Raw genomic sequence first — 14,765 nt, 5'->3', positions numbered from 1 at the left:
TCTACATACTTTTCAATTTTATCTTTTTCGAAATGTAATGTCACAGGCGTATTCTCTTTTAATTCATTTGGGTAAATTTTAACACTGTCTGATTCGAATGTTCTGCCTTTGACTTTACCTTCCGCAGCTACTTCAATTTCTTCTGTAACTGGGTAAGGGCCATATAAACGTGTGTGATCATAATTGTAGGACTTACCATTGATTTTCACTTTCGTATGCTTACTTTCTAATTTATTGGCACCCTCTAGTTTGATGTTTAAATTCGCTTCAGGGAATTTTTCATGAACATCCACTGTTTCGCTATTGCTGTTTTTGAATGAGAAAGTCAAATAACCACTGAATTTACCATTAGCTGTTTCTTTCGTTGCTGGAATTTTATAATCACCAGGAATAAAATTACCTAACATAGTTGCTTCATTCGCTTCTGCAATTACTTTTCGTTTGCGATCATCCGCTCTGAAAATATATGTGGTTTTTGTTTTAGGTTTGATAATCGGTTTCTTTGTAATCGTTGTGAAACTGATATTATCAAAGAAAATAAAACGACGGCCATTTTTAGTGATTCGTAATATCTTATTGCCATCAGGTGTTTTGATAAAGCTTGCATCTTTGTCATTACGGTCTATATTACGTATCGTTTCTTGCAGTTCTTTGTCAAACTTATTTTGACCGATTTCACTTTTAATATATTTAATGTAAGTTTCCGCTTCATACGTACTCACTTTATTCTCTCGTGTACTCAAAATCGTCGCAATACGTTGTGTATCATTATTTTTAACCGCATTTGCTAAAATTTTAGCTTGTGCTTCTGGTGTATTGAAATTTCTCAACAAGAAAAACAGAATAATCAATAAGATAACGATAAATATACCGATACCCCATGGCACCATTTTACGTAGATTCTGATTTGTGCGCATACGTTGTTCACGTGTCTTAATGCTTTCATTAGAATCTGGTTTTTCAGATTGCCCCATTGACAGTTCACCTCGTTTCAAGACATTCAAATTTGTTCACATTTCCCAGGAAATGTTGAAAAAACGCTCTTTTTTCTATGTAAATGACTTTTGTTTTTTTATAAATTTTATTTAACCCGCACAAATTTTACAGGTATTCCACCAAAAAGTAAAACTAAAACCGTCATTTCTCCTGTAAAACTGTTAGATAGTTCTATTATAATAGACTGCGCCATAAAATTATATCAGTAATTAGACTTATGACTTATTTACCGATATTCATGACAAAAATCGGTACACTTTCAAAAGGTACCGATTTTTATCAATGATATCTGACTTATCGATTTTTAGAAATATATTCTTTAATACGTTGATCGATAATTTTTAAGTTTTCAGCCGTTTCTTCTATTTGTGTCTGTGATAAATCTTGAAGTAAGTATGTAGAAACATCATTTACAATCACTTTAGTTCGTTCTATATATTCGCGACCATTGTTAGTGAGTTTTACATACTTCAAACGTTGGTCCACGTTTTCATTTTGTTTTACAAGTTCAACTAATTCAAGATTAATCAACTTTTTAATTCGGCGACTGATAGCTGCTTTATTGACACCTTGTTTTTCAGTAATTTCTGATAGTGTCAACGATTTATTGTTATCTAGTAAAAACAATGCTTGAGATTGTTCAATCGAAATATGATATTCCTTACGCAAACCTTCTAGCAAATTTGCTACGAGGGTATTAATATCTTCGATAAACATTGCCATAAACTGCGTGTGTTGCTCAATGTTTTCCATTATTTTCTCCTTCATTACTATAAAAATTTCTTATTGCATCTCAGAATGAGAACCTAGTTATTCTACATATTAAACAATCCGTATATCTAATCATATCATATCTAAAGTAACATAAGGCGAAATAGGGTAAGATTAGAAGAAGGAAATTTATTATACAGAGGTTAATTATGCTATTACTTTCACTCATATTAAGCTTATTGATTTTATGTAGTTATATCTATGTATACTTTAATCACTATCGCTTTTTAAACATACAATCCTTTTTTGTGACTTTAGTTTTAGGATTCATAATATTATTTATTCATTTAATCACGAGTACATTGCCCTATGATTTAGCCAGCGTATCAATAATAGGCGCCCTGTTATTATTATTTAAACATCGGGCAGTCCTCATTTGGAAAAGTGCACGTATGTTCTTCTTTAGAATTTTAGGTCTGACTTTAGCCGTCACATTCTTAGCACTAGCTTTAAATTTATTAAGCCATATCCCTGTACCCGTGTTAAATGCGCTTTTCTTGTGGCTTGGATGGATTACTATCAGTACACTCTTTGCCTTAGTTCACTATTTAAGTTGGTCTTCAGCATTTAGCATGGTCGTATTGCCAGAACCAATTGACTTAATTATTGTACTAGGTGCCGGTTTATATCGTGATCAAGTGACACAAATGCTGGCTTGGCGCTTAGATCGTGCAGTTGCTTTATATCAAAATCATCATGGTGATCCATATATTGTTGTCAGCGGCGGAACTGGTGAAGGTGATAAAGTTTCAGAAGCTGAAGCTATGCAAGCGTATTTAATTGAACAGCATATTCCAGAAGACCGTATTATTCTAGAGGATCAGTCTCATAGTACGTGTGAAAACTTAAATAATACGAAGGCACTTATCAGCAATCAAACATTTAAACATATTGCTATTGTAACGAGTCAATTTCACATTTTACGCGGCTTGCGCTTTGCGCAAATACTTAAGATGAATGCTGTCGGTGCTGGTAGTCGCACACCTTACCCATTTTTTGATACAGCATTAATCAGAGACTTTTTCGCTTTGATGTATTGCTATAAACTATTACTGACGATTTATTTCGGAGCTTTGTTCATTGCAAGCATGTTTATCAAGCATCCTATACTCATTGAATTCTTTTCATTCAAATAATTTCGTCTAAATCTATACTGATATAGCATTATGTATAATAAAAAAAGTTGAGGTCAAACCTACTCTAGGTTATACCTCAACTTTTTTGTTACCATTATTTTCCCTTAATAATGATTCCTAATTAACGCAATGGATCATTGGCTACTATTATGAGCGTTAATTTTAATTTGATTGTTTTTATACTTCTTCACTGTCATCTTTTTTATTAATGATTTTACCGTCGAATAAGTCGATGACACGGTCTGCATAATCGAAGAGTCTTGTGTCATGTGTGATAAGAATTCCGACCATATCTTCATTTGTAATACGTTCTCTGATCATCTCAGTTACTTCTGTTGCACGATGTGCATCTAAACTAGCTGTTGGTTCGTCAGCTAAAATGATTTTAGGATTATTCATGAATGCACGCATAATCGCAACACGTTGTTTTTCACCGCCAGATAACATGAACGGATAAGCATCTAAACGATGTTTCAAACCGATTTGGTCTAATAATTGTTCCGCACGCGCTTTGGCATCTTTTTTAGACATGCCCGCTTCTTGTCCTACTAATGTCAATTGATCACGAACTGACAAGTAAGGAACTAAATGTGATGCTTGGAAGATAAAGCCGATTTCAGTTAAACGCATATCTGAATTTGTTTTTTCTTTTGAGAACAATGGCGCACCATTGTAGATAATTTTACCTGTATCCGGATCTTGCAAGCCACCTAAAATTGTTAATAATGTTGATTTACCTGAACCTGAAGCACCGCTCAAGATAACGAATTCTCCTGTTTTAACTTCAAAGTTTACACCTTTTAACACATCCGTTTTGGCTTGGCCAGTACCGAATGATTTTGTAATATCTTTAACTTCTAAACCCATTATCCTTCACCTCCGATTGCTTCGATTGGATTTACTTTCACGAGTTTAATGAATGATAATGCTGCACCGATAATTGCAACGACTACGAAGACACCTACTACAAGCAACATGTTGCCAGTAGTTAAGTGGAACGGCATGCTCACTGGCATTATCATACCTAAGCCACTAATAATTAATAATGAAACTACTACACTGATCATAGTAACAAGTAAGATTTGGAATACTAATGATGATAACAAGTGTCTTGTTTTAATACCGATAGCTTTTAGAATACCGATTTCAGAGATTTTTTGAATTGTCATTACATAGAAGAATGCACTTAAGACAATTGCTGAAATCACATATAAGCTGACAATCATCATTGTTAATGGTGCTTGTTCTGCATTGTAACTTGGAATATTGTCAGTTAAATCTTTTTCAGTTACAACTTTTACACCATTGATGTCGTTTAATTTTTTCTCATCTGCTTTAGATACATCTTTTAATGGATAGAATGTTGCTGCTTTTGGCACTAATTTTTCAAACGTATCGCCTGTTGTCATGACTGCAGATGTGTGTGAATACATTGTGTCATCTAATAGACCTACAACTTTGTAATCTTTGTCACCGTTCTTGAATGTGACAGTGTCACCTTTTTTCACACCGTCAGCTGTTAATTTTTTATTAATGACAACTTCATTATCAGCTTTAGGATAATGACCTTCTGATAAAGCAGGTTTGAAGTCTTTACCAGGGTTAATCAACATGATATCTAGGTCATTTGAATTCTCACTTTTCATTGATTGCATTCCGATTTGGAATGGTTCTGCATTTACTGTATTCTCGATGTCTTTTTTCTCGTCTGGTTTAAGCGCTGATTTTTCAATCACCGGCTCTTTCATATCTTGTACGACGTATTTTTCAGCATTCATATTATCTAACATAGAAATGTTTTCGCGTCCAAGCCCTTGAGCGAGTCCGCTAATGAATAATACCATGCTAGCCAGTAACAAGATAATCAGCATAATTAAAATATATTTGAACTTATAGAATACGATCTCTTTCCATGCTAACTTCATATTATTGACTCCTTTTTCTTTTATGATACTTATATTGTAATCAGACTTTATGAACTCAATATGAACAAACAAAAACTTTTGTTCATTTGATATATTTGTGTCACTCACTTACTGAAAGGTATAATTAATCTAAATGATTACTAGGAGTGATAAGGATGACAACATGTCTCATTGTCGATGATGATTATCAAATCCTTCATTATGTATCTTCCTATCTAGAACGTGAAGGTTTTAAAACATCCACGCATTCTAATGCACGTGATGCCTTAAACTATTTAGAAACACATCAAGCAGATATTGCGATTGTCGACATTATGATGGACGGCATGGATGGTTTTGAATTATGTAATGAAATAAAAGCTTCCTATGAAATGCCTGTCATTATGCTGACAGCACGGGACGCTTTAAGTGATAAAGAAGAAGCTTATTTAACAGGTACTGATGACTATGTAACCAAACCTTTTGAAGTACAAGAGCTCATTTTCCGAATCAAAGCTGTATTAAGACGCTATCAAATTAACGCTGAAAATGAATTAACAATCGGCAACTTAAAATTGAATCAATCTTATTTAGAAATTGCTTGCGATACAAAAACAATGACCTTGCCTAATAAGGAATTCAACTTACTTTTCTTATTAGCAAGTCATGAGAAACAAGTATTCTCAAGAGAAGAATGTATTGAACGTGTATGGGGTTTTGATTATGAAGGAGATGACCGTACTGTTGACGTGCATATCAGACGCTTACGTAATCGCTTAAAGAAAATCGGCAGTAATGTCACAATCGAAACGGTCAGAGGCTTAGGCTATAAGGTGGAAGTTCATGTTTAAATCACTTTATACACGTATTGCAGTCTATACGATTGTCATTTTATTACTCAGTGCTGTAGCCAGTTTTATTTTAACCAACGTCTATTATCATGTAGCGTTAAAACCTTCTAACGATCATAAGATTATGACCACTTTACAAGAAGCTAAAAAATATCAAAAAGAATCCCATACTACAAATATGAAAGCCTACTTCAAACATTTAAGTGAGCTGAATTTCCAACTGGTCACTGTTGACCAAAAAGGACATAAAACCTTTTATGGTGCAAGTTTCCGACGAGATACACTGACGCAAAAAACTATTGATAGTGTATTGAACGGACACGATTATCACGGAATCAAAAATCATCCCTACCAACTCTTTGTGACAGGGTTCTTCGATAATGAGACCAACAACACTGTCGGTACACGTTTTAACACACCAGATGGTAATGTAGCAGTATTCATGCGTCCTGATATTGGTAAATCATTCAGTGAGTTCCGTGTATTCTTAGCTGTACTCATTGTGTTATTACTCATTATCGCGATGGTGCTGATTATCAGTTCAACCTATACCTTAATCAAACCTATTGCACAGCTTAAAAATGCGACTAATCGTTTGATGGACGGCGACTTTAATACACCAATTGAAACAACACGTCACGACGAATTAGGAACACTGCAATATCGTTTCGATCAAATGCGTGTGTCACTTAAACAACTCGATGACATGCGTCAGCACTTTGTTCAAAACGTTTCACATGAAATCAAAACACCTTTAACGCATATCCATCAATTGTTAGATCGTCTGAGCCAAGCGAAAGATGATGAGACACGCCAGTATTATATTGATGAAATTCATGCGACAACGAGCCGTCTCAGTAATTTAACACGCGCTTTATTATTACTTGCTGAATTAGATAACAATGACCACTTAGATTATGACGATGATATTGAAGTCACTCAGATGATACGTTTAATGGTACGTCATGAACAGTATGCGATTGATGCAAAAGATTTATTAATAATGACTGACCTTGAACCGATTACAGTAAAAGGCAACTATCGCCTGCTTTATCAAGCATTCAATAATATACTGACCAACGCAATCAAATATACTCAGCAAGAAGGCAGTATTGATATTGATGTACTTTCTGAAAATGATACCACTATGATTTGTCGTATTACTGACGATGGTCCAGGTATGTCAGAAGATACACAAGCACACCTCTTCGAACGTTTCTATAAAGGCAATTCATCTGCGACCAGCAATGGCTTAGGCCTAGCAATTGCACAAATGATTATGAGGTTACATGGCGGTGATATTAAAGTAGAAAGTACACTTGGTGAAGGCAGTACCTTTATTTTAAGTATGCCGTTATCGCAAACAGACAACACACCTAATTTGAATACTTTGGATTAATAAAAAACAAAAAGCGCTTCAGTATCAGAATTTAATCTGACTGAAGCGCTATTTTTATGGCTTATTTTTGATTATTCAACTTCAAGTAATGTTCAACATCCGCTTTAACATCTTTATATAACTCTGGATTTTCCGCAAGTTTTTGACCGAATGATGGAATCATTTCTTTAATTTTTGTTTCCCATTCTGGGAATTCATGTTTATAGCTGCGTTGTAAAATGTCTAACATTACATCAACCGCTGTAGAAGCCCCTGGTGATGCGCCAAGTAATGCGGCAAGTGAGCCGTCTTCAGAACAAATGACTTCTGTACCGAATTGTAATGTGCCTTTGCCTTTATCTGTATCTTTGATTACTTGTACACGTTGTCCAGCTACGACAATATCCCAATCTTCTTTCTTCGCATTCGGGATAAACTCACGTAGTTCTTCAATACGTTCATCATCTGACAACATTAATTGTGAAATCAGATATTGTGTTAATTTCATTTCTTTGGCACCTGCAGATAACATTGTCAATAAGTTGTTAGGTTTAACAGATTTGAATAAATCCATATTTGAACCTGTTTTTAAGAACTTAGGTGAGAATCCTGCAAATGGACCGAATAATAACGATTGTTTACCATCAATATAACGTGTATCTAAATGTGGAACTGACATCGGCGGTGCGCCTACTTTAGCTTTACCATACACTTTCGCGTGATGTTGGCTGACAATTTCCGGATCTTGACACACTAGGAATAAACCGCTGACTGGGAATCCGCCGATATGTTTTGATTCTGGCAGATGTGTTTTTTGAAGTAATGGCAAGCTTGCGCCTCCAGCACCGATAAACACAAAATCAGTAATATAAGTCGTCGTTTCTTCTGTTTTTAAGTCTTTGACTTTAACTTTCCATGTCCCATCTTTACGTTGTTTTAAATCTGTAACTTGATGCTCATATTCAACATCGACTTGGTTTTGTTTTAAGAAGTCGAATAGTTTTTGTGTTAAGGCACCGAAGTTAACGTCTGTACCTGTTTCATCACGGCTGACTGCCACAGGAATATTGTTGTTTCTGCCTTCCATCATTAATGGCAACCATTTTTCGATTTGATTTTTATCTTCTGTCATTGTCATTTCATTAAACAATGCATTTTCTTTTAATGCTTTGACACGACGTCTTAAGAAATCTACATTACGTACACCGATACAAAAACTCATATGCGGTACCGTATGAATAAATGCTTCTGGCTGTGTTAAATTGCCGTGTTTCACTAAGTATGACCAGAATTCTTTAGAAACTTGGAACTGTTCATTAATTTTTAAGGCTTTAGAAATATCCAAAGAACCGTCAGGCATTTCTTTCGTATAGTTCATTTCACATAGTGCGGAATGCCCTGTCCCCGCATTATTCCATGCATTTGAACTTTCTTGTGCAGATGCGTCCAACTTCTCAAATACTTTAATTTCTTTTTCTGGTGCAACTTTCTTTAATAACGTACCAAGTGTCGCACTCATGATTCCGCCACCGATTAAGATGACATCTGTTTTGCTATGTTGTGAACTCATAACAAATACAGCCCCCTTTTTAATAATGAAGATGACACCTTCTTAAGTATGTCGTTCTCTTCTCTCAACCCTCTCTTGAGAAAGCGCTTAATTAAACACTTAAAAAAATAACACACCTAAGTCATGCCTGGATATTGTTGCTAATGATTTCGTTCTATTCCTTTATTATATACGTAAACAGATTAAGACAAAAGGGGGAAGGTGCTTAAACACTTAAATATGATTCAATTTATTTTAAGTGAAGGTTAAAAATATATTGCAAAGCATGTACCTTTGTATTGAATAGATTGAATTATGCTATAATTAAACAGAAATATACAGGAGGGGTGACACCACGTGAAATCTATCACTTTTTTAATGCACAACATCTATTCAATGGGCGGTACTGTCAAGGCCGTTACGCAACTCGCAAACGTGTTGGCAGTGAAAGGTCATAAAGTGGAAATTATATCAGTTTTCAAAGGAAGCAAAGCACCTTATTTCAAACTGCATCAAGATATAGAAATCAAAGCATTGGTTGATTATAATCTGAAACCTCATAACTTGAAAGATATCTTGATGAATCGTCTTCGTAAATGGACGCCATTCCTCAAACCGCAACTGATTACACAAAACGAACCTGGCTTATCGCAATTTTCAAGCCATGTTGAAAAGAAAATCATTCATGCGATTCAACATGTAGACACAGATGTGCTCGTCGGCACACGTGCCAGCTATAATTTGCTGTTGGCAGAGTATGCACCTGACACTGTCTTAACTGTCGGAATGGAACATATGAACTGGGACGCTTACACTAAGAGTTATCAACAAGAAATTAAAACTGCTTATGAAAGCTTAGATCGTATAACAGTCTTGACTGATGCTGATCGCAAAGCATTCAAATCAATCATTAACACCCCTGTTTATGTGGTTCCAAATATGATGAATGAACCACGTATTGAAATTCCAAAGAAACCGCAAATTATCGCAGCTGGCAGATTGGAATATGAAAAAGGATTCGACCTTTTATTACGCAGTGTGGAATTAATTCAAGATAGTTTGCGTGAAATGAATTTCTCTGTACATATCTATGGTGATGGTCAACAAAAACATGACCTTGAAGAGTTCATTTCACAACATCAATTAAAAGATATTGTACAGCTATACCCTGCTACAATGCATCTGCCATTACGTTTAGCTGAAAGTATGATTACTGTAGTGCCGTCACGTAATGAAGGGTTTGGTTTAGTTATTTTAGAAGCCATGAACCAAGGCAGTATCGTTGTCAGCTTTAAAGGGAATACAGGACCTGAAACTTTAATTCAATCTAACCAAAATGGGTTCCTTGCTGAATATCAGAATATCTCTTCCCTTTCAGAACACATTTTAAATGTGATGTCTGCACCACCTTCTGAACAAGGCAAAATTATCGAAAATGCCTTTGCGACTGTTGAAAAATATTCAGCAGAAAGTGTGTATCAAGATTTTGTGAAAGCATTAGAAACAGCTGAATAATTAGTTGTCGTAAAAATATAGAAGCGGAGCCGAAATAATTTTCGACTCCGCTTCTTTTATTTTCATTGTTACCTATTACAAAATTAAAGATAAAATCAATGTCCAGATACAGATGAAGATTAACATACCTACACTATAACGTAATGACATTTTTAAGAGTTCAGATTCTTTACCCACTTGTTTAACGGCTGCTGTCGCAATCGCAATGGATTGTGGAGAGATAATTTTTGCTGCTACCCCACCAACGGTATTTGCTGCAACTAATAAACCGCCGCTTACTCCAATTTGACTTGCTACTGAAGCTTGAATTGGTGTGAATAATGAGTTGTTGTTGACTACTGAACCTGTCATGAATACACCGATCCAACCTAACACTGGTGAGAATAATGGGAAGATACCGCCTGCTTTAGAAATACCTTGTCCCATTGCTGCACTTAAACCGCCATAAGTTGTTAATTTTGAAACAGCTAAGATGAAACAGATTGTCACAACTGAAATCCATAATTCTTTAAATGTTTCACCTAATAAGGCAAATGCATCTTTAAAACCAGTTGTTTTAGATAATAACACTGTAATGATAATTGTTAATAAAATTGCTGTACCTGTATAACCTAAAATATTCAAGTTCAACACAATTGCTTTTTTAGTTACTTCACTATATGTGCCTGGCACTGTAAATTTAGCTGCTAAGAAATTCAATGGTTTACCCGGTAAGAATAAGCCTTTAAAGAACGGCATACTCCAAAACATAATTAAAATAGTCAAAATGTAGAATGGACTCCACGCATACATAATTTGTTTGAAATTTAATTTTTTTGTCACCGGTGGTTTCACATTTTCATCAATACGGAAGATGTGTTTCGGTTGCATTTTACGACTCATAATTGCTAAAGCACCCATCGCTGCTAAAGGTGGTAAAACGTCTGCTAATTCAGGTCCTTGGAAGAATGTCAATACACCTTGGAAACCTGAATATACTACTGAAACCATTAAGATAAATGGTAGTGTTTCTTTAATACCTTTGAAACCATCAATGATAAAGACGATTAAAAATGGTACAAAGAAGTTGATAAATACTAAAGTCAATGTTGAATAAGTTGAAACTTCATGTGCAGTAATACCGCCATGTAAATTCAAAGTATCAATAACCGCTACAGGTAAACCAATAGCCCCGAATGCCCCTGCTGCTGAGTTAGCGACTAAACATAACATCGCTGCTTGTAATGGTTTAAAACCAAGATAAATTAATAAAATCGCACAGATTGCAATCGGTACACCGAAACCTGCAACCCCTTCTAAGAACGCGTTAAAACAAAAACCAATTAATAATAATTGTACACGTTGGTCTTGAGAGATTGTCGCGATACTATCTTGAATCATACTGAACTGACCAGTTTTAGTTGAGAGTTTATAAAGCCAAACTGCCATAATAACAATATAACCAATTGGGAACCAACCTTGGAAGAACCCTTCGATAACCGCCCCAGTGGCCATCGCTCCAGGAAGTTTAAAGATAAATACTGCAACAACCATTGTGATGATTAATGTTGTTAATGCAGCATAAATTCCTTTCATTTTGAAGATTGTCAAACATAGCAAGAATAAAATAATTGGAATCCCTGCTACGAGACTTGAAATAAGTAAATTGTGGAATGGATCAAATGATGATACTAACATTTCTGTCGCTTCTTTCTGTAGTTTATTTTGTATTTTTATTTATTTGCAAAATCAAATTTCATCTTGTGATTATTTTCACATATAATATAGCACGATTTTTGATGCTGTTCAATTGGTTTTTCATATTTTTTTCAAACTGTTTTTCTCTTGCAAACCCTTACATATCAATGAATACGTTTACATCATAAATTATTATCAATCATCTGTATTAGTCAAAATTTAAATTATAATAGTACAGTTTAATTAATAACGTATACGTCTTGTCATTCACAGTTTGCGGTCAAAATGTTAAAATATAGTTTAATATAATCAAACTGAGGTCATAATATGAAAATATTAACAACAGAATATCAATCAAATGAAAAAATGCGCATTAACCTTCAAGAAGCCTTAGGTAAAGGTTACACGCATTTTATTCCTTCTGATTTAAATATAGATATCTACCCTGATCAATTAGAAGCACTGAAACACCATGAAACACACAATTCTATCGTTGTTGACTACACCATCGATCAGTACTATCAAAACGATTGTCGCTATTTTGGAGACAAGACCATCAATTTTAATACATGGATGAATAATATTAATCATTTTCCGAATCTTATTTTCAGCATTCAACAAGTATTAGACATTATAGATGAAGTACACTGTGAAACGGCTTTTGATTTAGCAATTGGCCTGTTATTAAATCAAACCGTAGAAACAGATGGTCATGTAATCTTTGATTTTAAACATACAATCCGTACATCCCAAACATTCTATCAAAGTATTAAACAAAATGAATATAACGCAATTACACAATTTAATTTGAATAAATTAGCTTACTTACATCATCAAAAGCCGCCATTCAAGTTCCGTGACTTGGCATTACCTGAACCTGAACGCTTTGTCGATTCACTACTGTGGAAGACACGTTTTATGTTGCCGCACTTTGTAACACGTTCTGTACTCAGTCGTAATATTGAAAAGCATCAAAACATGAGTAATATATATGAAAAACAAGCTGTAGAATTAAACGGTGCTGTCGTTTTCTTAGGATTTGATTATGGATTTAGAGGTAATTCTCGTTATTTATTCAATTATTTTGCCAAGCGTTACTCTAAGTATCCTGCTTTCTTTATTACTAATGATGCGACAGGCCCGCACTTTGTATCACCAGAACATGAAGAAGCACTAGAGCTGATTGAAAATGCGGAAGTTGTCGTTGCGGAAAGTTATATTCCTGACCACATCAAACCAAATGGTACTATTGTTCAGTTATGGCATGGCACGCCTTTAAAACAGTTATTCTTAGACAGCTTAGAGCCTTACCAAAACAAAGAAATTTATAACTATCGTGCCCGTAAATATAACAAATGGTTGCACCAAAACTACTTTATTTGCGATAGTTCACATGCAGCTGATTTATTTAAATCAGCCTTTCCAATGCAATATACAGAAGTTGTCGCATGCGGTTATCCACGCGTACGCTATTTATTGGATAAGTATATAGAACGACCTTATGTGCAATATATTAAACAACAGCTGAAATTAGATCCAAATAAGCCGACATTACTTTACTTGCCGACATGGAAAACCGACCCACAAGCAAATGATATGTTACCAGTATCTGAGTCGTTGTTTGATCACTATAATGTGATTTATCGCGGTCATATTGAAAGTAAAGATGCTGAAATACACATACCACAAGCTGTGATTCAACCTGCTGCTCAAATTGAGACACAAGATTTATTGCTCGCTTGTGATGTATTGATTACTGATTATTCTTCAGTTGTCTTTGATGCATTAACTATTGATAAAACTGTTGCACTTTATACACCAAACATTGAACACTATCAAACAGAACGCGGCTTGTATCAAGACGTGTGGCAAGACTTTGATAAAGTCACATATCAAGATGCTGAATCATTAACCCATGCGCTTATCAACCAAGAGATTCCTCATATCGAAAGTGCATATATTAATCGTGATAATCATTCATTTGAAACCATCGCAAGCTTGATTGTCCAACACTTGCCTAAACGTCAAAAAAGACGTACAAACTAAATAAGGTCATACAAAAAGGCTCAGCACAAAAATGTGTTGAGCCTTTTGCATGACATTTATATGTTTCACTATTATTTAGAGTTAAAGCTGAATACTATATTATTGACCTGCTTGATAAGCTGGGTCTAGAATTGCGGCTTTACCTTGTTGGTCTACTCTTACTAATGCATATGTGCCTGGTTGTGCTTGATTAGCGAAACTGAAGACATATGAATAGCTGCCGTCACCATTATCTTGTACACCAAAGTCATTGTAAGGATTAGTTTGACCGTTCAAGTTGTTGATTTCATTTTGTGCCGTTTGCAATGATTGCGGGAAGTTCGGCAATACTTTTAAAGTAGATTGATCTACTGGTGCTTTACCAACAGTTCTTGCTGCAGGTACAGCATTCTGACCTTGATAAGGTGCTACATAACCTGTTTGATTTGTACCTTGGTTATTAGCATTTGTTTGATTAGATGTTTGTTGTGTTGCTTGTTGGTTGCTGTTGCCATTTTGACCATCAGCGGCACCTGTTGTTTGAGAAGCTTGTTGATTGTTATTTGATTGTTCTGAAGTCGCATTTTGATTGCTGTCATTGTTTTGCGCATCTGTTGATTGTGATTCATCTTGTTGCGCTTTGTCATTACTTTGTTCATCATTTGCTTGTTCATTGTTTTGATTTTCTTTTTCTTTATTGCTGTCTTTATCTTTGCTGCTTTCATTGTCTTTGTTCTTTTCTTTGTCTTGATTAGATTTGCTCTCTTGTGTTGTTTGATCTTTATCTTTGTTGTCTTCCTCTTTCTTGCTGTCATCATTTCCACAAGCTGCTAGCACTAAAGATAGCGTTAAAACGCTGGCAAATAACTTTTTCATTCTGTTCTCCTCCTTGAGTGGCTTTCAATCTTTTAAATGTATTATCCCTTAACTTATACACTTTCATTATATTCTATAAACATCAAA

12 protein-coding genes are annotated in these 14,765 nt (G+C 34.9%); 5 read left to right on the top strand and 7 right to left on the bottom strand.

The features are described from left to right. Both BU038_RS03560 and BU038_RS03555 read right to left on the bottom strand, forming a co-directional pair. On the bottom strand, positions 1 to 974 hold a 974-nt coding region (locus tag BU038_RS03560; protein WP_107604842.1), incomplete at its 3' end, for a TcaA second domain-containing protein. A gap of 316 nt (positions 975 to 1,290) precedes the next feature. Continuing rightward, a complete protein-coding gene (locus tag BU038_RS03555) occupies positions 1,291 to 1,749 on the bottom strand; it encodes a MarR family winged helix-turn-helix transcriptional regulator (RefSeq protein ID WP_107604841.1) in 459 nt (152 codons plus the stop codon). Between the two features lie 410 nt (positions 1,750 to 2,159). On the opposite strand from BU038_RS03555, the gene BU038_RS03550 reads away from it, so the two are divergent. Next, positions 2,160 to 2,903, top strand: a complete 744-nt coding sequence (locus BU038_RS03550) for a YdcF family protein (RefSeq protein WP_241963142.1) — start codon at positions 2,160 to 2,162, stop codon at positions 2,901 to 2,903. A 177-nt stretch (positions 2,904 to 3,080) separates the two neighbouring features. Here the strand turns inward: BU038_RS03550 and BU038_RS03545 are convergent, their stop codons facing one another. Both BU038_RS03545 and BU038_RS03540 read right to left on the bottom strand, forming a co-directional pair. Further along, on the bottom strand, positions 3,081 to 3,770 hold the full coding sequence (locus tag BU038_RS03545; protein WP_002479698.1) for an ABC transporter ATP-binding protein: 690 nt from the start codon (positions 3,768 to 3,770) through the stop codon (positions 3,081 to 3,083). Then, positions 3,770 to 4,828, bottom strand: a complete 1,059-nt coding sequence (locus tag BU038_RS03540; RefSeq protein ID WP_107604839.1) for an ABC transporter permease — start codon at positions 4,826 to 4,828, stop codon at positions 3,770 to 3,772. The genes BU038_RS03545 and BU038_RS03540 overlap by 1 nt, the downstream gene beginning before the upstream one ends. 155 nt (positions 4,829 to 4,983) lie before the next feature. Between BU038_RS03540 and BU038_RS03535 the strand changes: the two genes are divergently transcribed. Together BU038_RS03535 and BU038_RS03530 are read left to right on the top strand one after the other, a co-directional pair. Further along, positions 4,984 to 5,658, top strand: a complete 675-nt coding sequence (locus BU038_RS03535; protein WP_002479700.1) for a response regulator transcription factor — start codon at positions 4,984 to 4,986, stop codon at positions 5,656 to 5,658. Next, the gene (locus BU038_RS03530) at positions 5,651 to 7,057 is read left to right on the top strand and encodes a sensor histidine kinase (RefSeq protein ID WP_107604838.1); all 1,407 of its coding nucleotides are present in this window, start codon (positions 5,651 to 5,653) and stop codon (positions 7,055 to 7,057) included. Before BU038_RS03535 ends, BU038_RS03530 begins: the two co-directional genes overlap by 8 nt. Before the next feature lie 61 nt (positions 7,058 to 7,118). Here the strand turns inward: BU038_RS03530 and mqo are convergent, their stop codons facing one another. After that, the gene (gene mqo, locus BU038_RS03525) at positions 7,119 to 8,606 is read right to left on the bottom strand and encodes a malate dehydrogenase (quinone) (protein ID WP_107604837.1); all 1,488 of its coding nucleotides are present in this window, start codon (positions 8,604 to 8,606) and stop codon (positions 7,119 to 7,121) included. A 336-nt stretch (positions 8,607 to 8,942) separates the two neighbouring features. Between mqo and BU038_RS03520 the strand changes: the two genes are divergently transcribed. Beyond that, complete coding sequence (locus tag BU038_RS03520; protein ID WP_107604836.1) at positions 8,943 to 10,100, top strand: glycosyltransferase family 4 protein; 1,158 nt, start codon at positions 8,943 to 8,945, stop codon at positions 10,098 to 10,100. Positions 10,101 to 10,175: 75 nt separating this feature from the next. Here the strand turns inward: BU038_RS03520 and BU038_RS03515 are convergent, their stop codons facing one another. Next, positions 10,176 to 11,777, bottom strand: a complete 1,602-nt coding sequence (locus BU038_RS03515; protein WP_107604835.1) for an L-lactate permease — start codon at positions 11,775 to 11,777, stop codon at positions 10,176 to 10,178. Positions 11,778 to 12,104: 327 nt separating this feature from the next. Here BU038_RS03515 and BU038_RS03510 point away from each other — a divergent pair, with 327 nt between their 5' ends. Further along, on the top strand, positions 12,105 to 13,823 hold the full coding sequence (locus tag BU038_RS03510; RefSeq protein WP_107604834.1) for a CDP-glycerol glycerophosphotransferase family protein: 1,719 nt from the start codon (positions 12,105 to 12,107) through the stop codon (positions 13,821 to 13,823). 99 nt (positions 13,824 to 13,922) lie between these two features. On the opposite strand, the gene BU038_RS03505 is transcribed toward BU038_RS03510, so the two are convergent. Then, a complete protein-coding gene (locus tag BU038_RS03505; RefSeq protein ID WP_107604833.1) occupies positions 13,923 to 14,678 on the bottom strand; it encodes a hypothetical protein in 756 nt (251 codons plus the stop codon). Positions 14,679 to 14,765: the final 87 nt, after the last annotated feature.

Source organism: Staphylococcus simulans, from assembly GCF_003043455.1.
Lineage (GTDB): Bacteria > Bacillota > Bacilli > Staphylococcales > Staphylococcaceae > Staphylococcus > Staphylococcus simulans_A.
Note: the sequence above shows the minus strand (reverse complement) of the source record. Positions and strands in the feature narration are given on the sequence as shown.